The organism is Lactobacillus kullabergensis (assembly GCF_000967195.1).
Lineage (GTDB): Bacteria > Bacillota > Bacilli > Lactobacillales > Lactobacillaceae > Lactobacillus > Lactobacillus kullabergensis.
In genome coordinates, this window is record NZ_KQ033871.1 from 655,825 (window position 1) to 677,868 (window position 22,044).

The following is a 22,044-nucleotide window of genomic DNA, read 5'->3' on the forward strand; positions in this document are numbered from 1 at the left end:
AAATAAAAGCCTATAATCGTTGTGATTATAGGTTTTTTGATTATTAATGTTCGCCAAATGTTCGCTGAAGTGCTATATTTCATCCAGCACTTTGACAATTTGACTATCAGATTTCTGTTTAAGTTCATCCAACATGTAAGCATATGTATTAGCTGTAATACTCATATTTGAATGACCTAATCTCTTTGAAATAGAGTATAGATCTACTCCCTTAAATAAAAGCAATGCTACATGGGTATGTCTTAGGCTGTGGAAATGGAAACCTTTCTTCTTAATTCCTAATTTACCTAATTGTTTTCGCAAAACTTTATTAACTGCATTTGAAGTAGGAATGGTACCTGCACCATCAATAAACAATCTTTGATGATTATTCACTTTTAATTGTTTTAATATGTCTAATAGTTTCTGATCAACTTTGATTACTCTAGTTGAAGTTTTATTTTTGGTTTCTTTATTAATCTCATTAGAATCATAATTAATAATTTTATTATTATCATAATCCCAGGACTTGGTTATATGTATTTCAAGATGATTAAAATCTATATCGTCCCAAGTTAAAACTCTTATTTCTCCCGGCCTCATTCCAGTATAGATAATTGTTAATAGCATATATCGACTGACATATGATGGCTTAATATCTTTAAGTAACAGAGTCTTTAATTGCTGAACTTGCTTAAAACTGAGATATTCTATTTTTCTTGTTTTGTCTTCGTTCCAAGTTAAATTAATTCTATCAGTGAAATTAATTCTAACTAAGCCATCACTAACAGCATCCTTTACGCAGCTTCTAATTGTACCGTTAGTTTTCTGAACTGTATCTTTTGCATGATTTTTACCATAATCATTAAAAAAGTCCTGATATTTATTACGGGACATTTTTGATAACTTAGTTTTGCCAAAGGTTTCTTTTAAAAGTTGGTAAATATGGGCATATCTATTTTTGGTGTTATTCGATTTTCCAGGTGCTTTGTAACGTTTATACCATTCCTCAAAATAATCTGCAAAAATTGGATCTTGATCTGATATTAAGTTTTTATCTTTAGCGACTTCAAATTCATTAGCCCATTTTTTAGCCTGCATTTTGGTAGCAAAGCCGCTTTTAGTCTTATATTTACGATTATTTTGCTCATCATACCAAGATACCTGAGCTTGCCAAGATTTACCACGCTTTTTTATATAAGCCATTTTAAATTTTATCTCCTATGCTATAATAGGGTATGCAAAAGGGCATACTCCCTGTTGTTTTTAAGCTATTAAGAACTAGTTTTCCAAGCGTATTCTTAGTAGCTTTTTTTGTTTTGTATTCGTTTGTAACTATTATTTTTGTCTTCTTTGCAAATCACATTAGATTTGTCGATTACTTAATGGACAATGTGTTTTCTTTAGAATCTAAATTTTTTACCACAGTTCATACAAATCATATCTACCTTTTTGGTATTTTTACCTGCAAATCCTGCTATAGCACCAAGTCCTCCAGATAATGCTGTACCAGCAACAGCTTTACCAACAGAAAAGCCTTTACGATGTTGACCTACGGCTTGAACATTTGTTGATCTGCATTTTGGACAATGTGGTTGTCGCATGGAGTTTATAACAGATCCTATCATGCTTGTAACTTTTACAGCCTTTTCTAACTTGCTTGTTTTTTCTTCTTGTACTGAATGTTCGGTAACGTTAGCTGTTTCTTCAGTCTGACTGCTATAAGTATTGTTTTCTGATTTGAGCTCTTGGTTAGCATTATCCACGACTTCAGGCTCAGAAATAGGTCCTACATTTTTAGGAGCAGAGGTAACAACAGCTTCTTTTTTAACTATCTCGGACTGCTGTCTTAATTGATTTAAAGTTTTCTGGTGTTCAATGGAATCTTTTAGCTTTTGTTGTTCAATTAAATTTTTGGCTTCTTTGAAAGGTAATCTCCCTTTATCAAGTTCAACCTTTACAGTATCTTTTATGCCCAAAGGTAATTTATAGCCTAGTGCTTTGATTAAATAGTTATTGTCATCAGAACATATTTTTTCTTTACCAACGGAATATCCTTGATTATTAAAAGATAGTTTTTGACCACATATTGCACATGTCTTGCTCATAATATTCCTCCTAAATTAAGTTTTATATATTATAACGTTTTCATTGAGATCAGAATACTAGATCATCATTTTCTTTAAACAGTCTGTACACATCGCCTTTCATACGATAAGGGATACCAAACTGTTCCATAAAAATGCCAGGCTCATCAAATGTTTCAAACTGACTGGATGCATACTTGTATATTAGATTAAGCGAATATAGATCAGCCTTACGTTCCTCAGAATTAACAGGCTTACCACAATAAAAAGCTCCGTTAACATTACCATTCATAATATGACCAATTTCATGTCCTATAATAAAAGGCAATTCAAATTTATTTTTACTGTTTTGATTTATAACTATCAATTTCTTATCAGGTAAAGCTACTGATTGATAACTTTGCTCTCTTCGAATTAAAGCGCAGCTAATACCATGGTCAAAAGCGTATTTTAAAAGGTATTTTACTAAGTCTTCCATCACTCACCTTTACCCTTTCTAATATCACTGTCCATTAAGTTGCGTATGACATCAAGATACTCCTTAGGCACCGGTTTGCCACGATATGAATAAATAGTTTCGTCATCCGTGATGTCAACATAAGGATGGCTTTGTTTATTTACAGTAGGTGAAGGATCATCGGTATTACCTAAAAGGTAGTCGGTTGATGTATGTAAAACTTGAGCCACTGTTCTTAGCTTTTCAGCAGTTGGTGCTTTTTTTTTCCAATGATATATAGTTCTAGTTCCTAAACCAGCTTTGTCATTTACCTCAATTAATGATAAACCACGTTTTTTAGCTAATTCTTTTATACGTTCAAATGTTGTCATATAAGGCTCCAAGGAAAAACAGCAAAAATATTTCGCAAAATTCGTAAATTTATCTTGAAAAATTCGCAATTATGCGTAATAATATATTTGTCAATTAAATTACTTATAAACTTAAATAAATAAAAAAGTATTGAACAGTATGGGGATACCTTTCAAACGCTTATTTATTATACCTTTATATTCGCACTTATGCGAATCAAAGTCAATATAAATTCGTAATTTATTGACAAAATTATTTACACTTTTGTTTTAGGAAGAAGGGAGTGAGCTATGTTGCCAGCAGAACAAGCTTTAGCAGAGGCTAAGTCAAAGATTTTTAGTGCTATCAAAATTGAAATGATAAGACAAGGGTACACAGTTTCAAGTTTGGCAGATCTATTAAATGTGAATAGACCGACACTTAGCTATGCAATTCATGGTGGTACCACACCACGTGATATATCAGTTAGGAAAAAAGTATATAAAGTGTTGGGGATGAATAGTTAGTTAGGAATGAGGTGAATAAATATTGGCGAATGTAATAGACTTGCCGATACCAGTTGAAACTTTGGCTGGCGTAGTTGATCAAATAATGGAAAAGCGAGGATATGTCCCCGCAGAGTCCTTAGTAGGGAAAACAATCAAGATGAAAGAGTTTTCCGAGAAATATTGTGGTAAGAAAGCTCCAAACTGGATAAGGTTATTTATTTTTGACGAATATCCAGAGATAAATGTAAAAAACGGCGGCTGGGTTGTTAATCCGCGCAGAACTGAAGAAGGTAGTAAAACAATTATTTTTGAAAAACCAGCTGCGGAATGGATGGAGAAGCATCGAGGCGAAATAGATTGGAACGCAAAATTACCGCAATAGTAGGAAGGATATTAGAAAAATGGCAACACTTTTTAAACACATACACCGACATAGAACTGAAAAGCAAAAGCTCATTATTAATCTCATTAATAGTAGCTATTGTTGGGCTGGTGTCAACGATTTACGTTCTCAGCTTACGAGAATACATCCCAGGAACATAAAAAAAGCCCGACCGTAATCGGGCATGTATTCAATGAAAACGTATAAAGAATACAAGGAGATTATAACATATGGAAGTAAAAGATGGTAATGAACTAAAGCAAGCTATCCATGACATTAATGTTCAAGAAGAATTAGCAGAGATTGCTAAAGAAGATCCAGATGCAACATTAATTGGTGATCACGAAAATTCAGTGATTTCAAGTTTAATTAAGGGAAGTAATGTTTATAAAAACAATATGGAATTTCTAAAGCATCGTTTAGAAATTAACCATGGCTCCCTAGATAAATTATGTGAAGAATTAGATTATGATCCGTACGATTTTTTAGCAGATTCTTGTGATATTGATGATGGAGACAGTTTTTCATCAATAATTGAGTGGGCATACGGAAGTGAAAGGATAGGCGATGTTTTAAAATGAAACTTTTCGAAATAAACAATGCAATTAAAGAAGTTGCTGATAAAGATGACATTGATCCAGAAACATTAAAAGATACACTTGACGCTCTAAAACTAACTAGAGATGACAAGCTGGATGGATTAGCTGGCTTAATTGAACGAGACACCGCAAACATCGATTTTTTGACGAACAAAATTAAGCAGCTTACAGAGCAGAAACATCATTACGAGAATCAAAAAAACAACCTTCTAAATTATATGACTGAAGTAATAGATGATGCGGGTATTAAAGAACTACATACTGAACATTACATCCTCAAGCCACGTAATTATAAGCAAAAGACCATCATTTCTGATGAGCGTAAATTACCTAAAATTTATATCGTAACCAAAGAAGTTTCATCAATAGATAAGAGAAAACTTTATCAAGATATGAAAGATGGTCAAGAAGTACCGGGTGCTCATTTAGAACCCAATAGAAAAACAACAATTAGCTAGGAGGCTTTTATGTTAAATAAAGAATTTTTAGACTGGCAGGAAGAAACTTTTAAAGCAATTGAATTATGGACTATCCGTTTAAAGAACGAGGCTTTAAAGCAATACACTTATATAGGTGCAATTAATTATCTTGATATAAATTATCCTAGTCCACTATGTGCACATGATGGATCGCCTAGTGAGCAATTTCAATCAGTCATTAGATCAATGTTTGAAGAAGCGAAAAAGATGGTTTATGAGGAAGCACAGTTGCAGGAGATTAAACATGGAAAATCGAATTAAAGAACTGAGCAAAGAAGAAATTGAATATCGTAAGAAACTAAAGCAGATAGCCCAATCTGGAATTGACATGGCTGGACGCGATTATGTACCTAGTAATAACTTTGCAGATTGGTACGCTGATTCATTATCTGCAATGGCACAGCTTTGCATTGCAGCAAACTTGGTGACTTTAACTGAAACTGTTGAAAGGCTAACAGATAAAATTAATGAGCAAATTAAACGTGTTTGAAAAATTATAAACATGTACAAATTAAGACCATATCAAAACGATTTAATTCAGCGGATTACTAAATCAATGCAACATGGTCACCATCGCATTATTGTGCAGTCACCACCGAGAACGGGGAAGACAGTAGTAATGGCAGAAATTGCTAGAAAAACAACTGCTAAAAACAATCGCGTGATGTTTATCATTCATCGTAAAGAAGTATTGGATCAAGCTAAAGCCACTTTTAAAGCACAAGGCGTTAATCCTAACTTGGCAATAATGGGCTTAGTACAGACACTATGCAGACGGGTAAATAAGTTACCTGAACCACAATTAATTCTGATTGATGAAGGACATCATGCTTTAGCAAAAAGCTACCAGAAAATACTAAACAAATTCAAAAATGCTTATGTATTGTTCTTCACAGCTACTCCTAGACGAACTGGTCAGAAACAATTAGACCAAATAGCAGACGACATTATTGTTGGTAAATCAATTAAAGAGTTAACCGATGAAGGCTTTTTAGCACCGTTTAGGTATTTCCAACCGCCAAACGATTTTAATAGTAAATTACTGAAACGCAGTTCGACTGGTGATTATACTAACAAATCAATGGCTGAAGCAATGAACACTAAAATCTTTGGTCATGTAGTTAAGCAATATCAGCGGATTGCAAAGGGAATGCAAGCAGTGGTTTACACCTATTCCATTGAATCAGCTAAAAAGGTGGCTGAGGAATTCAATGAAGCAGGAATTTTAGCAAAAGAAGTTGATGGTAAAACACCAGTAGTCGAAAGGGATGCAATTGTTACTGATTTTAAAAATCAGAAACTAAAGATATTGGTTAACGTCAATCTTTTCACTGAAGGCGTTGATTTACCCAATGTTGATTGCGTAATAATGGCTCGACCTACCACATCACTAGCATTGTACTTGCAGTTTTCAATGCGCTGCCTAAATCCAAGGCCTGGTAAAACAGCAATAATTATTGATCATGCTAATAATGTACAGAAATTTGGTTATCCAGACGATGACCGAGATTGGAAACAGGCTGTGGTCAGTGGTACAAAATCAGTTTCAAGAATAAATATTGATCCAGGAATGGCAATAATTACATGTGATTACTGCTTTGCGGTTGTAAAAACAAGTGAAGTTAAAAATGGCAAGTGTCCACTCTGCGGAAAGCCGATCAAAATTCACGAGGCAAAGCAAGTTAAAGATGTTGATTTAGTTGAGGCGAAAAATCGTAAAAAATTAATAGCGGAAATAGTAAAAAGTGACTTACTTAAAAAAGTCGCTAGTAAGAAAGTTAGTGAATTAAAATCTCCAGCTGAATTTAATGCTTATGCAAAATTACATGGGTATAAGCCAGGATGGATTTATTACCAACTTAAAATGAGAGGAATGATTAAGAAATGATAGTTTTACCAAAACCAAAAAAATTAGAACCAAAGGCACAGCCGCACAACTTTTTCATCTGGGGAGCCCCAATGAGTGGCAAGAGTTATTTTGCCAGCTTTTTCCCGAATCCAATTGTACTTAACACTGACGGCAACAGTGATCAGGGAACCGCACCAGCGTTTCAAATTAGGAATTTAAGAGACAAAAATGGCAAGCCAACGCAACTAGTTACCCAACAGCTTGACGATATTATTTTAGCTTTACAAACGGAAAACGAGCAACGTAAACCAGAAGAACAATTCAAAACGATTGTAGTAGATGTAATAGACGACATTATCGTTATGCTCGAGCAAGCAATCTGCTGGGATAACAATGTTAAGTCACTAGGTGATATTCCGTATGGCAAAGGCTACGCATTATTTAACACGGCATTGCAACAGCTAGTGATGGATTTAAAAGCTTTACCGATGAACATCATCTACATAAGTCGGGAGATTTCAATCACTGATGAAAACACTGGGGCAACAACTTACCATCCTTCACTTAAGACTAAATATTTTAATGTTGTGAACGGGAATTGTGACGTGGAAATCAGAACTAAAAAAGTTGGTGATGGTGTTAATGCTTCCTACTTTAGAGAAGTCAAGAGCTTAAGAACACAATATAATCCGAAAAATATAACAGACCATCGTATTTTAAAACTATTGGAAACATGCAATGGAATTTTTAAAAAGGAGAGTAAATAATGAGTCTTTTAGATGCAATGAACGAACTGAAACAAAAAGGTTTTAATCCAAAAGAGGGTAAGGAATATAACCCATACGAGCCGATCCCAGATGATACTTATTTAATGAGTTTTGACAATGTGACTCACAACGCAAAAGGTGACCGAGATTTTCTGATGCTTACTTTTAGTGTGGTTCAAGGTAAATATGAAGGCAGACAGGAGTCTATTTTCCCATCATTGGCACAAACAAAAGCTAACGGTGATCCAATGCCGAATTCAGTTATCGCTAGAAGCATTTCTGAAATTCAAATTATTGGTGAAACTCTTAACAATCCAGTGCCTGACAAGTGTTTTGCTTTTGAAAATGAAACCGAGGCTTATGATGCAATTGCCGAAGCACTGCAGCCAGCATGTGGCAAAGTTTTAAAAGTGACTATCAAAACTACTCCTAATAAGAAAAATCCGCAATATCCGTTTAGAAATTATACATTTGAAAAACAGGAACAACCGAAAGTAGCCGATGCCAAAGATCCATTTAATGGAACAGGCGATACTGTTGATATTAACGATGACGACTTACCATTCTAGGAGGAAAATAAAATGATAAATGTTAAACAGATTGTTTTTAACGGAAACATTGATAATTTTAAAGCTAAAAATGGTGTAGTAAATATTCAAATTAGTACATCAGCTAAAAACTTATCATTGGACAGTTTAAATGAAATCGCAAAAAATCAGATTCAAGTGGTGCTTGAGTCTAACCAATTAGAAATGATTGATTCTGAAACTAAGTAATTATGCCACTAGAAAATCTAGTCAATTATGCAATTAACTATGCAGCACATGGATTTTCTGTAATTCCGATTGGATCAAATAAACGACCGCTGATTAAATTTGCCGATAAACCAGCACTTACAAGTGATGAAATTAGAAAGGTTTGGCAACGCTATCCATTGGCTAACATCGCTCTTAAAACTGACAAGTTTTTCGTGATTGATGTTGACCGTCATGGCGATGTTGATGGGTTACAATCTATCATTAAGCTTAATCATAATGAATGGTTTAAAGACACTTTGCGAGAGAAAACTGCTCATGATGGTTATCATTTCTTTTTTCAAAAACCTGCAAAAGAAAATGTGACGCAATGCATTGGCCTATTGCCAGGTGTCGATTTGAAAGCTCACGAAAATAATTATGTGGTAGTCGCTCCAAGTAGAATAGATGACAAGTCCTATCGGTGGCTTAATCACAAACCAATAAGACCAGCTCCCGCTGGTTTGCTGGAATTAATTCAGAGCAAGTCAAAGCCAGAGAAAAAGACGATTTTAGACTATAAAATTGCCAGTAAAACGCAGACCTCAAAGCTATTTGAATTAATTGTGAACGGCTTAGGCGATACAGGCAGGCGCAATGATACTCTTACCAGTTTTGTCGGTGGCTTACTATATCGCGGAGTTGATCCAGCTGCAGCAGCTAAATTAGCATTAATTGCAAATAATAATACAACAGACAGTCTTCCGCTAAATGAAGTGGAACGAACAGTAAATTCAGTAATTGAAAAAGAGATTAAAAGAAGGGGGATCGAATGAGTGACGTTATTCATATTGACGAAAAAAACGCTGAAAAGTTGCGCAAAACTACCATTGAACTTGAACGTCAGAATAATGGTGCTGTTAAAACTACTAGCGTTAAAAACGTAGTAATGATCTTATTGCATGATCCCAACCTCAAGAATCTATTTCGATTAAATGAATTTACGCAAGAAATAGATGTCGTAGATAATCGCAAATTAGAAATCAAAAATATTGGCACTGTCATAATCAGTAAGGGTCAATATACAGACCAGGTAACTAACTCAGTGGAATTATATATCGAAGCTCGATCAGATTATGAGCATGCAACTTTTAAAAATGTGATTATCGAGCAGGCAATTGATAATGTGGCCTACATGAATTCCTATAATCCGGTAATTGAGTATATGGATAATGCCTATAAACATTGGGACAAGAAACGCAGGATTGATAATTTCTTTCCTGAATATCTGGGAGCTAAGAAAAACGCCACCACAACATTAATTACTCGGACGTGGTTAATGGGAGCCGTGGCCAAAGCTTACAACCCTGAAACTAAATTCGATTATGTTTTAGATTTAGTGGGTGGCCAAGGCGTAGGTAAAACTTCAATCCTGAAAAACATTGCGCCAATGGGATTATATACAGATCAATTTAATACTTTCACTAAAAAAGATGATTTTGAGGTGATGAAAAACGCTCTGATTGTCAATGATGATGAAATGACTGCCAGCAATGAGGCCAGTTTTGAAGAAATCAAGAAATTTATTACCATGCAAGATTTCGAATATCGCAAGCCTTATGGTCACAAGCCATTACATTTTAAGAAAAAGTTCGTCATAGCACGGACAACTAATGAGGTTAGGCACTTACGTGACCGTTCTGGCGATCGAAGATTTCTATCAATTTACGCTGATCCAGAAAAACAAACAAAAAATCCTGTGACCGATTTGACCGAGGATGTGGTGCAGCAGCTATGGGGCGAAGTAGTTTGGCTTTATAAGAATGCTAAAGATCCATTTAGATTCACACCTAAGCAGGAAGCCCTATTAAAGCAAAATAGAGAAGAATTTCGCTATACATCAGGATTGGAAGACAATTTAATGGACGTTTTAGAAAATAAGTTCAAAGGTCAAAAATTTATCCCTAATAGAGAATTATCAGTTGCTTTGTTTCAAGATCCCAATGCTTTGTCGCGGAATAATAAGCAGACTCGTGATATTCGTTATTATATGGAACATTTAGGATTTAATACAAGTGCTGTAGTTAAGATTAATAAAAAAGCTGTAAGAGGATTTCAAAGGTTACAGTAAGTTACAGTAAAGTTACAGTAACTGTAACCGCGAAATCGCTTGTGTAAGTAAGTAACTCAGGCATTAGTTACAGTAAAACAGTAAATATTGATAAAACTTTTTATTTATATAATATATCGCCTTCTCAGCTTTAAAAAAACTTTTTATGAAATTTACTGTAACCGGTAAAATTTGATAAGCAAAACCCTTGAATGAGTAAGAAAAGAATAGGTTACAGTAACTGTAACCGGAGCGTAACTCTTGAGGAAAACATTATTAAAATTATTGAAGGGAAATTGGAGTGATAAAGATGCAGACTATTAAATTTAAGGGTAGCGCTAGTGATGGTGTTATCAGAACATATGAAAAGCAAGCAACAGATATCAATGGCTTAAATATTGATATTAAAAATAAAAAAATTGTAGTTTACACAATCAAAATCAAAAATAGAATTTACTACATCAACAAAGATGTATTCTTTGATGTTTTAGAAAAATTGCAAAATTTAAATTTACACGATATCAATTTTTGCTGAGGTAAAAAATTAGGAGAATTTAAATGGCAAGAACAGTTTATAGGAAGAATAAGAATGGCAAGGTTACCTGTTTGGGGCATGTGCCACCTGATTACAAGTTAAAAGCAAACGAGTTTTTTCAAAAGTTGCCGAATGAAAATGAAAGGCTTAACTAATGAAATTAATATATTTTCTATGCGAAATATTAGGCCTCATATTCGGTATTATCGGGTACATACTTTTAGAACTTAAGTCTGAAAAGAATTTAATATTTGGAATAGCACTTGCATTGATTGCGGTGGGTTTTATTTTAATAATTGGATCAATTATTCTTGAGAAATATATGTGGTGGACGAGTTTAGGGTGGTAAAGTTGAAAACTATTATAAAAATGGATGATGGACGGACACAGTATGATGTGTTAGGTGATATCGCACTCGATTTAATTAAAAACAAAGAACCATATGCAAAAGTTGATGAGAGTGAGTTAGGTGAGTTATTTATAAACAAAAAACATATTTTATCTATGCAACAAAAAAGAGAATATACGGATGATGGCAAAGTAATGACTATAGATCAGGTACTTAGTGAACAAAAGAAAGCAGATCAATGAATGAAAAAATGGTTATGTCTGAACACGAAATTCAAAAACAGATTATGCGTGCTTTATCGTTAAATCGATGCACTGTGTATCGAGCAAATGTTGGTAAAATTTTCACGCAGGATGGTCGTATGTTTGATACAGGACTGCCAGTTGGGTTTCCAGATTTAGTTGGCTATCGCTGGAGTGATAACAAAATATTTTTCGTAGAAGTAAAAACAAAAACAGGACAACTTAGTCCAAAACAAATTATATTCCATCAACATTTAATGGAAACAAATACTATTCATGGAGTTGCTCGAAGCACGAATGATGCTTTGAAAATTGTGAAAGGAGGCTTGGTGGGATATGGCTATCCCGTATAATTTAATTCATAACTTAGAAAATGAATATGGAACATTATCATTAGTACCAGATAATAATTTAACCTTAAAGTCTATTCAAAAATCGCTGTATGACAATGAAGAAGAAATTATTGACGCTAAAATCACTACCTTAATTAATGATGGTTATTCAATCAACGAAGTAGCAACAGAATTAAATTTTAGCCAAAATAAAATCAGATCAGCTGTTAATCGTTTAGGATTAGAAGTTAAACCATATTTTAAATATGTAGCGATAAATCGAAAAACTGGACAAAAAATATATAGTAAAAACTTTAGTAAATACCGTGTGATTACACATCAGTCTCTACAGTTTATAAAAAGTGCAAGGTTTTACTTAGACAAAAAAGGATATTATTTAAGAAGATTTCGTAAAATTGTCCGTTTTAAAAATCTAAAACCTGGAGATAAGTATTTTTGTAAAAACAAATTATATACCAAACAATAGAAAGGAAAAGAGCTGTGGAAGAAAACATCGATCTACCTATTGATATTGATCAGAAAAAAACCGCTCAGAAGGTACGTGACTTTTTCAAATATAATTTTGAGCACTACCTAATAAGGGCTGGTTATCATCGTACCGATCTTAGCAGTCCACAGCTCGATCCCACGGGTATCATGAGTCATGATGGCAACTCAGCTGAGAATAAAATGGCGTCAATCTTTGATGCGCAAGATAAATGTCAAGCAGTCTATCATGCCATTGAACAATGCGCTGATAGTTCAAAGCAACCATTCAGAACGATTTTAAAATCACTTTACATTGAAGAACTAACTGATTGGCAAGTAGCAGCTAAAGTGCAATACAGTGATTCTAGGTACAGCGATTTGAAACGTTATGCTTTATGTCAGTTTGCAGACACAATTGATACCTGGAAAACAATTTATAATGTGAAAATTCCAGAACTTAAGGTATTTAAAAATCGGGTCAATATCGGGTCAGAATCGGAGAAAGGTCGGGTTGAATAGGTGTTATATTGGTAGCATCAAGAATAAAAGATAATTCTTGAATGTGTATATACAAAAGTAGCGATAGGTTCGAATCCTATCGTTGCTATAACGTGTAATTCAATACGGCAGTCAAAGTATATTATTTAGCGGACTTAACCAATTGATTACACGTTTTTATTATATTCATCTCAAAGAAAACTGGTTTTTATGCCTAGTTTTTTGTAATATTTATTATTAAGAGGTGAATATAATGGAGCATAGTTTTACTGAATTCAAGGATTTTTTCGAAATTAATGGCGAAATGTGGACTGCCTATAATTTGGACCCTAAAACATACGAATGTGGATACTGTGGTTATTGTGTCTCTTCTGATAAAGGGATGTGTTTATCACAAAACACTCCTGAAATGTCAGCATATATATATATATGTAATAACTGTCATTTACCGACTTTAATTTATGATATTAGAGTATACAATTCCTCCGCAGACGTAATAAATGAAATTTACGAACAAATTCCAGGTGCTAGATATGGAGAGCCCATAAAGCACTTGCCCTATAAAGTAGAAAAAATATATGAAGAAGCACGTGATAGTTTTTCAGTCGGAGCATATACGGCGGTTACGCTACTTTGTAGAAAATTATTAATGCATGTTGCTGTTGATTTGGGTGCTGACGAAAATAAAAAATTTATAGATTACGTAAATTATTTTGAAACTAAAGGATACATATCTAAAAATGCAAAGCCTTGGGTTGATAAAATTAGAAAGTTAGGTAATGAAGCCAATCATGAAATTATGATTGGAAACAAAGAAGATGCTAAAAAGATTATAGAGTTTAGTGCCATGTTGCTAAAAACCAATTATGAATATCCAGGTAAGATTGAAGACTAAACAAAGACACATAAATGTCGATAAAATAGACATGGATGTGTCTTTTTGTTTGCTCTAATTTTATAGGATGCTAATTGGTAATTCATATTCTATGTCTTTAGTATAAATGTAAAATGGCTGTACCCAAGAATACTGATTTAGATTCAAATATAGCAGGAATATTATTTGATTGAAATGAAAAATATGATTTTTTAAGCTCCACCAAAAGTTATTACAGAAGGGGCAATTAGATATTATTAAGAAAAGTAAAGAAACTTAGAAAAAATAATTTTATGACAAAATGAGCGATTTTTAAATACCTAAAAACATTTTTTCTTATAATATACCTGTAAAGTAATAAGTATTTTAACAGGAGAATTGAACATGAATTATTCAGATTTTTCAAGTTTGTTTAAAAATATTATAGAATTAGCAAAAAAGATTAAAGATTCTAAGGTAAAAAATGCTATCTTGGAATTACAAAATAAAACTATGGATCTAATTCAAGAAAACATAGATCTTAAGGATCAACTCAGTAGGAAGAAAGACGAGGATGAATTTGCAAAAAATATTAAATTAACAGATGAAGGATACTATTATAAAGATGAAACTACACCCTACTGTATTAGATGTTGGGATGCTGATAAAAAAAGAATACACTTACAAAAAAGTGGATATGGAACTTGGATTTGTCCGGAAGAGATATTTTTAAAAAATAAATGATTTTATTGAAATTTATGAAGAAAAGAGAAAATGTAAAAAGATGTCATCATTATTAGTTAAAAAATTTTTAATTTTTATTTCTAAAAATTGGTTTCCTATTGTTATTCCAGCTGTAATTTCGGCTTTATTATCTTATTTTGTTTCTGTGAGGGCTAATGCACAAATAGCACGAAATCAAAATAGTCGGCAAAGGGAATTGGAAAATTCGCGTACTTTTGAAAAGCTTTATGATTTGCTATTGAGTATGTATAGAAACATTAATCATTTGAACATTATTATGGAGTTTTTTCCCTCAGGAGATTTACCGGCAACAGCTATAAAAAGAATTAGCGAATCAGAAAAAGAACTGGACAAAGAAATTTCAGAGTTTTCTGAGTTAGTTAACCTTAACCCCTCGTTATTTAAAGAAGGAAAAAGAAAAATATTAGTTGAACTTGTAGATGAATTTATGAAAGACGATAAGGAATATTTAAAAGTAGCAACAGGAAAATCTAATCAAGTTAGTTTAGAAAAGTCAAAAGTTTCTATGTTGGATACTTTAGATTATCTTGAACTGGAAAAAGAATATTATTTATATAAATTTTTGAAGTAATTAAAATAACTTAATTAGGAGGTGGTGAAATGATTTGACTGATGCAGAGAAACGGATAGCTGCACAACATGATTATGAACTTGGCATGAAATATAAGGACATTGCAACTAAATATGGTGTGTCTATTAATACGGTGAGATCATGGAAAACCCGTTATAAATGGCAACGCAATAAAAGCAAAAAAGATGTGCACATTAATCAAAATGATGTGCACACAAAAAGACCAACGAGTGAAGCGATTGAGCAACTAAATGAAAGTAATTTAACAGATAAACGAAAGGCGTTTGTACTAGAGTACTTACGCCTTTTTAATGCAGCACAGGCTTACATTAATGTTTATGAAGTTGATTATCAAACAGCAAAAACTAATGGTCCTAGATTGCTGAGAAATGCTCACGTTCAAAAACAGATAAAGCAAATTCGGGAAGCCAAGTTGAAAGAACTAGCAATTGAGCCTTTGGATCTGATTGAAGATGTTGCTAAGGAAGCTAAAGCTGACATAGGCAACTATCTTAACTTTGGTAGCTGGCCAGAGAAACTAGTCGAAAAGGAAAAGACGAAAAAGACTTTTAAAGATGATAAAGGTCATGAACTAAGTACTAATGTTGTTGAAGACAAACCAGTGATAGATGCTGACGGAAAGCAGGTCACAATACACCACAGCTATCTTTACTTTAAGGACAAAGACCAAGTCGATACTTCCTTAATTAAGAAGATAACCAGGGGCAAAGATGGTGCCACGATTGAACTTTACGACAAGACTAAAGCACGTGACCAGCTCTTAGAGTGGCTCAAAGAGCAGAATAACGACAATGACACCACAGTGAACATCAATTTCGACGTGCCAAAGGAGGACAATAATGCAAGTAAGTCTTAAAAACAATATTTCACCTGCGTTTTATAACCTTTTTTGGGATATTCATAACAAAAAACATGCTAATTATTGGCTTAAAGGAGGACGAGGCAGCACCAAGTCCTCTTTTATTTCAATAATGATCGTTCTGGGAGTCATGCAGGACAAAAATGCTAACGCAATTGTTTTGCGTAAGGTGGCAAACACGTTGCGTGACTCAGTATTTGAGCAATACTTGTGGGCAATAGACCTATTACATGTTGATGAATACTGGCAGTCTTCTGTTAGTCCTATGCAGTTAACATTTAAGCCTACTGGTCAGCAAATCAGGTTCAAAGGTGCAGACGACCCACGCAAGATTAAGTCGCAAACCTTTCGTCAAGGATACACGAAATTTAAGCATTTTGAAGAGGTTACTGAATTCAAAGGTATGGAAGAGATTCGTTCAATCAATCAGTCTCTTGGTCGTGGTGGTTCAGGTATCATTACCTTTTATTCATATAACCCACCGGCTAGACAATCTAACTGGGTAAATCAAGCAGTAGACAGTGAGCAAATGCGTGATGATACGTTGGTTAACCTATCTGATTATCGTTCAGTTCCGAAATCATGGCTTGGTGTTGAATTTATAGCAGATGCTGAACAACTGAAAAAGGATAATGAGAAAGCATATCGCCACGAGTATTTAGGTGAAGTTACAGGTACTGGTGCAGAAGTGTTCAACAATATCACAACACGTGCCATTACTGATGATGAGATTGCTACTTTTGACAAGGTTTATCACGGATTGGACTTCGGCTTTGCTCATGATCCGACTGCGTATGTAAAAATTTATTGGGATGCGGCTAGACGTCGCATTTTTATTTTTGATGAGTTTGAGCGCGTAGGTTTAAAAAATCGTGATGCCGTTGAGATGATTAAGCAGCGTAATCTATTAAACGAACCAGTAATTGCAGATTCAGCATCCCCTGGGACGATAGCAGAATATCATGACTTAGGTTTAAACATTTATGGTGCAAGAAAAGGACCAGGTTCTCGTGACCATGGCTATAAGTGGCTTGAGGATTTGAGAGAAATAATCATTGATCCAGTTAGGTGTCCTGATGCGTGGAGAGAGTTCACAGGCTACGAGTTTGAGTTGGATTTGAACGGTAACTATAAATCAGGCTATCCAGATGGCAATGACCATACCATGGATGCAACCAGATACGCATTAGAAAGATTAATTCAGAAAGGAGGTTTCGAACCTTGGAAGTAGAAGCAATGAAAAAGCTTTTAGAGCGAACACAAGGTAGGCGCAATAAATTTAATGAAAAGTATAGTAAGTCGAAACATTATTATTTAAATGAGAACGATATTACTATCAAAAATCATGGCGAATCAAAAACAAAGGAAGATGATGCTAGTAAAGAAAGCAAGAATCCGCTTAGACCAGCTGACAACAGGATCAGTTCTAATTTTCATCAATTATTGGTGGACCAAGAGGCGGGCTATCTGGCCACTAAACCGCCAACGATTGACGTTGATGATGATAAGCTTAATCAACAAATTAAAAATACGCTAGGTGACAATTTCGGCTTGAGATTGAATGAGCTAGTTGTAGATGCAGCTAATGCAGGTATAGCATGGCTACATTATTGGATTGATTCAGATGGTCAATTTAGATATGGACTAGTCCCGCCTGATCAAGTAACACCAATTTATTCAACTGATTTAAATCGTAAACTGGTTGGTTTAAGACGATCATACAGGGAACTTGAGCCAGATACTGCAAAAACCTATTGGGTGCATGAATATTGGGATGAACAGACAGTTACCGCCTTTAAATCTAATGATGATCAATTTAGCGATTTGGAAGCAATCAATGACCGCTTTACTATTTTTGATGCCTCAACTAATGAAAAAATGGGCACATCAAGTGTGAATAAGCATGGTTTAGGGAGAATTCCTTTTATAGCATTTCCAAAAAATAAAGAGCAACAACCTGATTTATATCATTACAAAGGACTGATAGATGTTTATGACAAAATATACAATGGCTATGTTAATGATCTTGATGATATTCAGCAGGTATTTTTAATCCTTAAAAACCTGGATGGGCAAGATTTGGATGATTTCAGAGAAAATTTACGTAGATATAAATCCATTAAAATAAGAAGTATGGGTGCTGGCGATGATTCTGGCGTTGATCAGCTTGCAATTGATATTCCAACTGAAGCACGGAATTCTATGCTTGAAACTACTAAGACGAACATCTTTGTCCACGCTCAAGGTATAGATCCAACAGACTTTAAGACCAACAATGCAACCGGTACGGCGATTAAGATGTTGTATTCGCATTTGGAATTAAAGGCAGCTAAGACGGAAGCTTATTTCAGGGATGCATTAACTGAGCTAGTCCGTGCAATCATGAACTGGCTACACGTACCAGACGCAGATAGTCGACCAATCGAACAAACTTGGACTAGAACAGCAATTCAAAATAATGTTGAAAAAGCACAAGTAGTCAGTCAACTAGCTAACTGGACAAGCAAAGAAGCAATCGCTAAGGCAAATCCAATAGTTGAAGATTGGCAGCAGGAACTGAAAGACCAGCAGGAAGACCTAAAGAATCGCAATGATGAGTACGGCAACCCTGACAACCTAAACGGTGGTGACAATAATGACGACCAAGAGAGAGGTTAATTATTGGAAACGTCGTTTTCTTTTTGAAAAAAAGCAGCAGTTGCAGAATACTGCTGAGTATGAAGCAGCAATGCGTGCTCGTTTAAAAGAAGTCGAACAGGTATTAGAGCAGGAAGTTGACTATTGGTTAAAGCGTTATGCAGCTAATCAGGAAATTACTATTAAAGATGCTCGTAAGATACTGTCAACAATCGGTACTCGTGACTGGCACATGACTTTAAAAGAGTTCAAAGCTAAGGCTAAAGCTGGCGGTTTTGATAAAGAATTAGACGCTGAGTATTTTCGCAGTCAGTTGTCGCGATTAGAGAACATAGACGAGCAATTAACTAACCTGTTAAGTCAATATGCAAGGTCTGAAACGGATAAAATGGAAAGTAGTCTATCATATCAGTATCAGCAAACTTACATGCACAGCATCTATTTAACGCAAATGGAGAGGGCTAAATTAACCAGTAACTTTGCAAATGTTAACGAGTATCAGGTAAAAGCAATTGTGCACAAGCCATGGCGAGGTAGTGATTTTTCAAAGCGAATATGGAAAAACTACACTGAAGTTTTACCCAATGAATTGGGAGATGCATTATTACGTGGTTCAGTCCTAGGTCATTCCCACGAACAGATTTTCAAAATGATGCGCCAACGCTTGAAAGACGTTGAAGACTATCAATTACACAGACTGATTATCACTGAAATGGGACATGTAGCAGAGACAGCTACAGCTCAAGCATATAAAGAGGAAGAAGTTGACCAATACCAATATTTAGCAACGCTTGAATCACACACATGTGATGAGTGCGCTCATCTAGATTTAAAAGTCTTTGACTTGAAAGATAAGGTTGAAGGTTTAAATTATCCGTTAATACATCCATATTGTAGATGTACAACAATGCCATATATTGAAGGTTTGCCCGATAGCTCTGAACGCTGGGCTCGTGATCCTGAAACGGGCAAAAGTATGTATGTTGAAAACATGACCTTTGACCAATGGCAAAAAGAAATAGATAATCAGCGTAAAAATCTAGTCAAAGTGTATAAAGTAAATAAAGCTTCAAGATACATAACAAATAAAAGAAAATATAAGTGGAATGAACTTAATGCAGAGCAGTATAATAAACATGTAAGGGATACGCCTGAATTTAATAACTATAAAAAGGGTCGGAAACGACCATTAAGTGAACTGGTTATATCTCCTGCTGAAGCTCAATCGTTGATTGACAAATATGGAAAGAAAAACGAAAGCGTTAATAAAAATCAGATTCTGTTTAAACATGAATCATATATTGGTTTATGGTCAGACATAAATGGTAAATTATTTCCAACTAAACGAGGACGTATTTCCTATAGAAAAAATAAAGGTGCACATATTACACCTAGAAAGCCAGACAAATTAGATTAGAAAGGTTGAAAAATGGATCCACATAAAATGTCTTTACCAGAAATAATTGCAAATTTTCGCGCAAGAAATGTCACATTTACATTAAAAGATGGTAGCAAGAAAACTATTTTTGTTGAAGAAATCGAAAATGAGGACGATGATCAGCCTGAACTAATCTTCATGGCTGCAGGTGACGATCCTCAAGATATTTGGATTTCAGAAGTGGTCAGTGCAGTACCAGCATAGGAGAGAAATATTATGTCCCAAAACAGCTATGAAACTATAGAATTTAAAATTTTGCAGTATCTTAAAGAATGTAGAGATAATGTAGAACAAATTAATCCTGATCAAATAAAAAAGATAGCTGATAGTGTTGGCTCAGATAAATTTGTGAGTGTTTTAAGTGATTTAGAAAAGAGAGGGTATGTTGATAAAAAAACATTTGAAATAGATCCACAGGGCTTTTTAACAATTAACATACTAAAAGATAGCCCTATTACTGATCAAGGTTTACAATTCTTGTCTGAAAACTCCAGCATGACTAAATTGTATAAAGCTTTAAAAGAAGTAAAGTTTTGGCTTAGTTAAAGTTTATTAAAGCAGCTTAACAGCTGCTTTTTTATTGCCCTGAGCATGGCGTAAAAAGGCTTATTTTTTATACCTTGATTTGTGTTCGCCACACGTAAAAAAAGCGAGAGAGGAAACAAATATGAAACGTGAAGAACTAAAAAAATTAAATTTAACAGATGAACAAATTGACAAAGTAATGAGCCTACATGGCGCCGATGTTGAAAACTCAAAGTCCAAGATTGACGAATTGAATAAGACTAACGAGTCTTTGCAGTCGCAGATTGCAGAGCGTGACAAGGATTTAAAAACACTCAAAAAGCAAGCAGGCGATAATGAAGAACTCACTAATCAGTTCAAAGAGTTACAGAGCAAATACAAGCAAGACACCGAGAATTTAACTAAGGAATTGCAACAAACCAAGCTCAATAGCGCAGTCGACAGTGCATTGGGCAAGGCAAAGGTACGTAATACCAAGGCTGCTAAGGCTCTGCTGAATATGGACGATATACAGCTCAACGACAAAGGCGAACTTGAAGGCTTAGACGATCAAATTAGTTCATTACAGAAATCAGATGGCTATCTATTTGATCAAGGTAGTAAGGAACCGTATCAACCACAAGGTGGTGGAGCTAAGACAGACCCTGATCCTATAGCGGCCATGACTAATATTTTCAAAGGAGAATAAAAGTAAATGGAAGCAATAGTTAATTATGCAGACAAGTATCAAAAAGCAGTTCAACAAGGATTTTATGATGGTCACTTATTTACCAGTGATCTATGGTTATCTCCATCTAATAAATTAATTGATTTTGATGGGGCAAAACATATTAAAATACCTAGACTGACAATTCTAGAAGGTCGAAAAGACAGAAAAAGACGTGAGATTACAGACATTAAAGCTAATTACAGCAACGATTGGGACAGTTATGAACTAACTAATGAGCGTTATTGGGACACTTTGGTTGATCCTAGCGATGTGAATGAAACGAACTATGCAATTACAATTGCGAACATCACTCGTCAATTTAATTTGGACGAGAAAATGCCCGAGATGGATAAATATATGTTTAGTAAGCTGTTTTTAGAAAAGCAAACAAAGGATGGTGGCAAAGGTATTACTACTGACACTTTGGACGAAAAGAACATTCTAACTGCTTTTGATAATATGATGACCGACTTTGATGAGGCTCGAATTCCTAGCCAAGGCAGATTTCTTTATGTAACAACTAAAATTAATGCAATGTTGAAGAGAGCAGAAACCATCAATAGAAGTTTAGTATTAAAAGATCCTAACAATATTAATCGTTCTGTTCACAGCTTAGATGATGTATCAATTATTGTTGTGCCAACTGATTTAATGCAAACAGCGTACGACTTTACGGTAGGTGCCAAAACCATCGATAATTCTAAGCAAATTGATATGATGCTGATTAGTAATGGGGTTCAAATTGCACCAGAAAAATATAATTTTGTTGGCTTTGATGACCCAATGGCAATTAACAGCGGGAACTGTCTCTACTACGAAAGTTCATATAATGATGTCTTATTGCTAAACACTAAGACAGCCGGTATTCAGTTTGTAATTTCAGATAAAACAGCTCCGCAAGCACCATCAACTAAGACAGCAAGCAAAAGTGGGAAGTAA

Annotated in this window: 33 protein-coding genes; 29 read left to right on the forward strand and 4 right to left on the reverse strand. The window is 34.5% G+C overall.

The annotated features are described in order from the left end of the window. Positions 1 to 72: 72 nt before the first annotated feature. The 4 genes from JF76_RS03730 to JF76_RS03745 form a co-directional block, all read right to left on the reverse strand. On the reverse strand, positions 73 to 1,185 hold the full coding sequence (locus JF76_RS03730) for a site-specific integrase (protein WP_045927867.1): 1,113 nt from the start codon (positions 1,183 to 1,185) through the stop codon (positions 73 to 75). A gap of 197 nt (positions 1,186 to 1,382) precedes the next feature. Further along, positions 1,383 to 2,087 (reverse strand): hypothetical protein, encoded by a 705-nt coding sequence (locus JF76_RS10405; RefSeq protein WP_244267925.1) that lies wholly within the window; start codon positions 2,085 to 2,087, stop codon positions 1,383 to 1,385. 49 nt (positions 2,088 to 2,136) lie between these two features. After that, complete coding sequence (locus JF76_RS03740) at positions 2,137 to 2,544, reverse strand: zinc metalloprotease (RefSeq protein WP_045927868.1); 408 nt, start codon at positions 2,542 to 2,544, stop codon at positions 2,137 to 2,139. Continuing rightward, positions 2,544 to 2,894: a helix-turn-helix domain-containing protein gene (locus JF76_RS03745; RefSeq protein WP_045927869.1), complete on the reverse strand. Its 351-nt coding sequence runs from the start codon at positions 2,892 to 2,894 to the stop codon at positions 2,544 to 2,546. Before JF76_RS03745 ends, JF76_RS03740 begins: the two co-directional genes overlap by 1 nt. Before the next feature lie 270 nt (positions 2,895 to 3,164). Here JF76_RS03745 and JF76_RS03750 point away from each other — a divergent pair, with 270 nt between their 5' ends. The 29 genes from JF76_RS03750 to JF76_RS03890 all read left to right on the forward strand — a co-directional run bounded on the left by JF76_RS03750 (position 3,165) and on the right by JF76_RS03890 (position 22,044). Next, positions 3,165 to 3,380, forward strand: coding sequence for a helix-turn-helix domain-containing protein (locus tag JF76_RS03750; protein WP_052697060.1), 216 nt, complete (start codon positions 3,165 to 3,167; stop codon positions 3,378 to 3,380). Positions 3,381 to 3,402: 22 nt separating this feature from the next. Further along, positions 3,403 to 3,744 (forward strand): DUF771 domain-containing protein, encoded by a 342-nt coding sequence (locus tag JF76_RS03755; protein WP_045927870.1) that lies wholly within the window; start codon positions 3,403 to 3,405, stop codon positions 3,742 to 3,744. A gap of 230 nt (positions 3,745 to 3,974) precedes the next feature. Beyond that, a complete protein-coding gene (locus JF76_RS03760) occupies positions 3,975 to 4,325 on the forward strand; it encodes a hypothetical protein (RefSeq protein WP_045927871.1) in 351 nt (116 codons plus the stop codon). Next, complete coding sequence (locus tag JF76_RS03765; protein ID WP_045927872.1) at positions 4,322 to 4,801, forward strand: siphovirus Gp157 family protein; 480 nt, start codon at positions 4,322 to 4,324, stop codon at positions 4,799 to 4,801. The genes JF76_RS03760 and JF76_RS03765 overlap by 4 nt, the downstream gene beginning before the upstream one ends. Positions 4,802 to 4,810: 9 nt before the next feature. Then, on the forward strand, positions 4,811 to 5,083 hold the full coding sequence (locus tag JF76_RS03770; protein WP_045927873.1) for a hypothetical protein: 273 nt from the start codon (positions 4,811 to 4,813) through the stop codon (positions 5,081 to 5,083). After that, positions 5,067 to 5,312, forward strand: coding sequence for a hypothetical protein (locus JF76_RS03775; protein WP_045927874.1), 246 nt, complete (start codon positions 5,067 to 5,069; stop codon positions 5,310 to 5,312). The genes JF76_RS03770 and JF76_RS03775 overlap by 17 nt, the downstream gene beginning before the upstream one ends. 12 nt (positions 5,313 to 5,324) lie before the next feature. Further along, a complete protein-coding gene (locus JF76_RS03780) occupies positions 5,325 to 6,710 on the forward strand; it encodes a DEAD/DEAH box helicase (protein ID WP_045927875.1) in 1,386 nt (461 codons plus the stop codon). Then, entirely contained in the window at positions 6,707 to 7,438 is a 732-nt protein-coding gene (locus JF76_RS03785; RefSeq protein ID WP_045927876.1) for an AAA family ATPase, read from the forward strand. The genes JF76_RS03780 and JF76_RS03785 overlap by 4 nt, the downstream gene beginning before the upstream one ends. Beyond that, positions 7,438 to 8,007 (forward strand): hypothetical protein, encoded by a 570-nt coding sequence (locus tag JF76_RS03790; RefSeq protein ID WP_045927877.1) that lies wholly within the window; start codon positions 7,438 to 7,440, stop codon positions 8,005 to 8,007. The genes JF76_RS03785 and JF76_RS03790 overlap by 1 nt, the downstream gene beginning before the upstream one ends. Positions 8,008 to 8,019: 12 nt before the next feature. Next, entirely contained in the window at positions 8,020 to 8,214 is a 195-nt protein-coding gene (locus JF76_RS03795; protein WP_052697061.1) for a hypothetical protein, read from the forward strand. Positions 8,215 to 8,216: 2 nt separating this feature from the next. After that, complete coding sequence (locus JF76_RS03800) at positions 8,217 to 9,008, forward strand: bifunctional DNA primase/polymerase (RefSeq protein WP_045927878.1); 792 nt, start codon at positions 8,217 to 8,219, stop codon at positions 9,006 to 9,008. Next, positions 9,005 to 10,303 (forward strand): VapE domain-containing protein, encoded by a 1,299-nt coding sequence (locus tag JF76_RS03805; protein WP_045927879.1) that lies wholly within the window; start codon positions 9,005 to 9,007, stop codon positions 10,301 to 10,303. Before JF76_RS03800 ends, JF76_RS03805 begins: the two co-directional genes overlap by 4 nt. Before the next feature lie 289 nt (positions 10,304 to 10,592). After that, entirely contained in the window at positions 10,593 to 10,817 is a 225-nt protein-coding gene (locus JF76_RS03810; protein ID WP_045927880.1) for a hypothetical protein, read from the forward strand. A 23-nt stretch (positions 10,818 to 10,840) separates the two neighbouring features. Then, complete coding sequence (locus JF76_RS10495) at positions 10,841 to 10,972, forward strand: hypothetical protein (protein WP_279625411.1); 132 nt, start codon at positions 10,841 to 10,843, stop codon at positions 10,970 to 10,972. 196 nt (positions 10,973 to 11,168) lie between these two features. After that, the gene (locus tag JF76_RS03820; RefSeq protein ID WP_045927882.1) at positions 11,169 to 11,408 is read left to right on the forward strand and encodes a hypothetical protein; all 240 of its coding nucleotides are present in this window, start codon (positions 11,169 to 11,171) and stop codon (positions 11,406 to 11,408) included. Continuing rightward, a complete protein-coding gene (locus JF76_RS03825; RefSeq protein ID WP_244267926.1) occupies positions 11,405 to 11,761 on the forward strand; it encodes a VRR-NUC domain-containing protein in 357 nt (118 codons plus the stop codon). The genes JF76_RS03820 and JF76_RS03825 overlap by 4 nt, the downstream gene beginning before the upstream one ends. Beyond that, the gene (locus tag JF76_RS03830) at positions 11,745 to 12,227 is read left to right on the forward strand and encodes a hypothetical protein (protein ID WP_045927883.1); all 483 of its coding nucleotides are present in this window, start codon (positions 11,745 to 11,747) and stop codon (positions 12,225 to 12,227) included. The genes JF76_RS03825 and JF76_RS03830 overlap by 17 nt, the downstream gene beginning before the upstream one ends. A gap of 14 nt (positions 12,228 to 12,241) precedes the next feature. After that, complete coding sequence (locus tag JF76_RS09910) at positions 12,242 to 12,748, forward strand: ArpU family phage packaging/lysis transcriptional regulator (protein ID WP_052697062.1); 507 nt, start codon at positions 12,242 to 12,244, stop codon at positions 12,746 to 12,748. A gap of 232 nt (positions 12,749 to 12,980) precedes the next feature. Further along, entirely contained in the window at positions 12,981 to 13,622 is a 642-nt protein-coding gene (locus JF76_RS03840) for a DUF4145 domain-containing protein (protein WP_045927884.1), read from the forward strand. Positions 13,623 to 13,985: 363 nt separating this feature from the next. Next, a complete protein-coding gene (locus JF76_RS03845) occupies positions 13,986 to 14,324 on the forward strand; it encodes a hypothetical protein (protein ID WP_045927885.1) in 339 nt (112 codons plus the stop codon). Positions 14,325 to 14,364: 40 nt separating this feature from the next. Next, the gene (locus JF76_RS03850) at positions 14,365 to 14,916 is read left to right on the forward strand and encodes a hypothetical protein (protein WP_045927886.1); all 552 of its coding nucleotides are present in this window, start codon (positions 14,365 to 14,367) and stop codon (positions 14,914 to 14,916) included. A 34-nt stretch (positions 14,917 to 14,950) separates the two neighbouring features. Next, positions 14,951 to 15,793, forward strand: coding sequence for a terminase small subunit (locus JF76_RS03855; protein ID WP_052697063.1), 843 nt, complete (start codon positions 14,951 to 14,953; stop codon positions 15,791 to 15,793). After that, on the forward strand, positions 15,777 to 17,027 hold the full coding sequence (locus JF76_RS03860; RefSeq protein ID WP_045927887.1) for a PBSX family phage terminase large subunit: 1,251 nt from the start codon (positions 15,777 to 15,779) through the stop codon (positions 17,025 to 17,027). Before JF76_RS03855 ends, JF76_RS03860 begins: the two co-directional genes overlap by 17 nt. Next, on the forward strand, positions 17,018 to 18,454 hold the full coding sequence (locus tag JF76_RS03865; RefSeq protein ID WP_045927888.1) for a phage portal protein: 1,437 nt from the start codon (positions 17,018 to 17,020) through the stop codon (positions 18,452 to 18,454). Before JF76_RS03860 ends, JF76_RS03865 begins: the two co-directional genes overlap by 10 nt. Then, complete coding sequence (locus JF76_RS03870) at positions 18,432 to 19,850, forward strand: minor capsid protein (RefSeq protein ID WP_052697064.1); 1,419 nt, start codon at positions 18,432 to 18,434, stop codon at positions 19,848 to 19,850. Before JF76_RS03865 ends, JF76_RS03870 begins: the two co-directional genes overlap by 23 nt. A 12-nt stretch (positions 19,851 to 19,862) precedes the next feature. Continuing rightward, positions 19,863 to 20,075 carry a type 2 periplasmic-binding domain-containing protein gene (locus JF76_RS03875; protein ID WP_045927889.1) on the forward strand — a complete coding sequence of 71 codons (213 nt, stop codon included), beginning with the start codon at positions 19,863 to 19,865 and terminating at the stop codon, positions 20,073 to 20,075. Between the two features lie 12 nt (positions 20,076 to 20,087). Then, positions 20,088 to 20,417, forward strand: coding sequence for a YjcQ family protein (locus JF76_RS03880; protein WP_045927890.1), 330 nt, complete (start codon positions 20,088 to 20,090; stop codon positions 20,415 to 20,417). A 121-nt stretch (positions 20,418 to 20,538) separates the two neighbouring features. Continuing rightward, positions 20,539 to 21,084, forward strand: a complete 546-nt coding sequence (locus JF76_RS03885) for a phage scaffolding protein (protein WP_045927891.1) — start codon at positions 20,539 to 20,541, stop codon at positions 21,082 to 21,084. A gap of 6 nt (positions 21,085 to 21,090) precedes the next feature. Beyond that, positions 21,091 to 22,044, forward strand: coding sequence for a hypothetical protein (locus JF76_RS03890; RefSeq protein ID WP_045927892.1), 954 nt, complete (start codon positions 21,091 to 21,093; stop codon positions 22,042 to 22,044).

What these genes read in the sequence shown, in the direction of transcription:
- JF76_RS03730 (WP_045927867.1), bottom strand. Translation starts at nt 1,185, where the DNA reads ATGGCTTATATAAAAAAGCGTGGTAAATCTTGGCAAGCTCAGGTATCT.
- JF76_RS10405 (WP_244267925.1), bottom strand. Translation starts at nt 2,087, where the DNA reads ATGAGCAAGACATGTGCAATATGTGGTCAAAAACTATCTTTTAATAAT.
- JF76_RS03740 (WP_045927868.1), bottom strand. Translation starts at nt 2,544, where the DNA reads ATGGAAGACTTAGTAAAATACCTTTTAAAATACGCTTTTGACCATGGT.
- JF76_RS03745 (WP_045927869.1), bottom strand. Translation starts at nt 2,894, where the DNA reads ATGACAACATTTGAACGTATAAAAGAATTAGCTAAAAAACGTGGTTTA.
- JF76_RS03750 (WP_052697060.1), top strand. Translation starts at nt 3,165, where the DNA reads ATGTTGCCAGCAGAACAAGCTTTAGCAGAGGCTAAGTCAAAGATTTTT.
- JF76_RS03760 (WP_045927871.1), top strand. Translation starts at nt 3,975, where the DNA reads ATGGAAGTAAAAGATGGTAATGAACTAAAGCAAGCTATCCATGACATT.
- JF76_RS03765 (WP_045927872.1), top strand. Translation starts at nt 4,322, where the DNA reads ATGAAACTTTTCGAAATAAACAATGCAATTAAAGAAGTTGCTGATAAA.
- JF76_RS03770 (WP_045927873.1), top strand. Translation starts at nt 4,811, where the DNA reads ATGTTAAATAAAGAATTTTTAGACTGGCAGGAAGAAACTTTTAAAGCA.
- JF76_RS03775 (WP_045927874.1), top strand. Translation starts at nt 5,067, where the DNA reads ATGGAAAATCGAATTAAAGAACTGAGCAAAGAAGAAATTGAATATCGT.
- JF76_RS03780 (WP_045927875.1), top strand. Translation starts at nt 5,325, where the DNA reads ATGTACAAATTAAGACCATATCAAAACGATTTAATTCAGCGGATTACT.
- JF76_RS03785 (WP_045927876.1), top strand. Translation starts at nt 6,707, where the DNA reads ATGATAGTTTTACCAAAACCAAAAAAATTAGAACCAAAGGCACAGCCG.
- JF76_RS03790 (WP_045927877.1), top strand. Translation starts at nt 7,438, where the DNA reads ATGAGTCTTTTAGATGCAATGAACGAACTGAAACAAAAAGGTTTTAAT.
- JF76_RS03795 (WP_052697061.1), top strand. Translation starts at nt 8,020, where the DNA reads ATGATAAATGTTAAACAGATTGTTTTTAACGGAAACATTGATAATTTT.
- JF76_RS03800 (WP_045927878.1), top strand. Translation starts at nt 8,217, where the DNA reads ATGCCACTAGAAAATCTAGTCAATTATGCAATTAACTATGCAGCACAT.
- JF76_RS03805 (WP_045927879.1), top strand. Translation starts at nt 9,005, where the DNA reads ATGAGTGACGTTATTCATATTGACGAAAAAAACGCTGAAAAGTTGCGC.
- JF76_RS03810 (WP_045927880.1), top strand. Translation starts at nt 10,593, where the DNA reads ATGCAGACTATTAAATTTAAGGGTAGCGCTAGTGATGGTGTTATCAGA.
- JF76_RS10495 (WP_279625411.1), top strand. Translation starts at nt 10,841, where the DNA reads ATGGCAAGAACAGTTTATAGGAAGAATAAGAATGGCAAGGTTACCTGT.
- JF76_RS03825 (WP_244267926.1), top strand. Translation starts at nt 11,405, where the DNA reads ATGAATGAAAAAATGGTTATGTCTGAACACGAAATTCAAAAACAGATT.
- JF76_RS03830 (WP_045927883.1), top strand. Translation starts at nt 11,745, where the DNA reads ATGGCTATCCCGTATAATTTAATTCATAACTTAGAAAATGAATATGGA.
- JF76_RS03840 (WP_045927884.1), top strand. Translation starts at nt 12,981, where the DNA reads ATGGAGCATAGTTTTACTGAATTCAAGGATTTTTTCGAAATTAATGGC.
- JF76_RS03845 (WP_045927885.1), top strand. Translation starts at nt 13,986, where the DNA reads ATGAATTATTCAGATTTTTCAAGTTTGTTTAAAAATATTATAGAATTA.
- JF76_RS03850 (WP_045927886.1), top strand. Translation starts at nt 14,365, where the DNA reads ATGTCATCATTATTAGTTAAAAAATTTTTAATTTTTATTTCTAAAAAT.
- JF76_RS03860 (WP_045927887.1), top strand. Translation starts at nt 15,777, where the DNA reads ATGCAAGTAAGTCTTAAAAACAATATTTCACCTGCGTTTTATAACCTT.
- JF76_RS03870 (WP_052697064.1), top strand. Translation starts at nt 18,432, where the DNA reads ATGACGACCAAGAGAGAGGTTAATTATTGGAAACGTCGTTTTCTTTTT.
- JF76_RS03875 (WP_045927889.1), top strand. Translation starts at nt 19,863, where the DNA reads ATGGATCCACATAAAATGTCTTTACCAGAAATAATTGCAAATTTTCGC.
- JF76_RS03880 (WP_045927890.1), top strand. Translation starts at nt 20,088, where the DNA reads ATGTCCCAAAACAGCTATGAAACTATAGAATTTAAAATTTTGCAGTAT.
- JF76_RS03885 (WP_045927891.1), top strand. Translation starts at nt 20,539, where the DNA reads ATGAAACGTGAAGAACTAAAAAAATTAAATTTAACAGATGAACAAATT.
- JF76_RS03890 (WP_045927892.1), top strand. Translation starts at nt 21,091, where the DNA reads ATGGAAGCAATAGTTAATTATGCAGACAAGTATCAAAAAGCAGTTCAA.